2 tRNA genes and 1 rRNA gene are annotated in these 335 nt (G+C 48.4%); all 3 read left to right on the forward strand.

Annotated features, from left to right (window positions below):
* Nucleotides 1-57: ribosomal RNA gene (locus ACX6U0_RS21365) — 16S ribosomal RNA — on the forward strand; the annotation flags it as partial.
* 99 nt (nt 58-156) lie between these two features.
* Nucleotides 157-233, forward strand: a tRNA-Ile gene (locus tag ACX6U0_RS21370).
* A gap of 22 nt (nt 234-255) precedes the next feature.
* Nucleotides 256-331: transfer RNA gene (locus ACX6U0_RS21375), tRNA-Ala, on the forward strand.
* Nucleotides 332-335: the final 4 nt, after the last annotated feature.

The following is a 335-nucleotide window of genomic DNA, read 5'->3' on the forward strand; positions in this document are numbered from 1 at the left end:
GGGGTGAAGTCGTAACAAGGTAGCCGTATCGGAAGGTGCGGCTGGATCACCTCCTTTCTATGGAGACATCATGAACCGTTGGTTCATGCATGAAAAGATGTTTCTTCATTGTTTTGTTTAGTTTTGAAGGATTATCCTTCAATATTATGTAGATATGGGCCTATAGCTCAGCTGGTTAGAGCGCACGCCTGATAAGCGTGAGGTCGATGGTTCGAGTCCATTTAGGCCCACCATATCTTTTCTTTTTTTATGTTTGGGGCCTTAGCTCAGCTGGGAGAGCGCCTGCCTTGCACGCAGGAGGTCAGCGGTTCGATCCCGCTAGGCTCCACCAAGAA

This window comes from Gottfriedia sp. ABJ_BB2_2, from assembly GCF_055484705.1.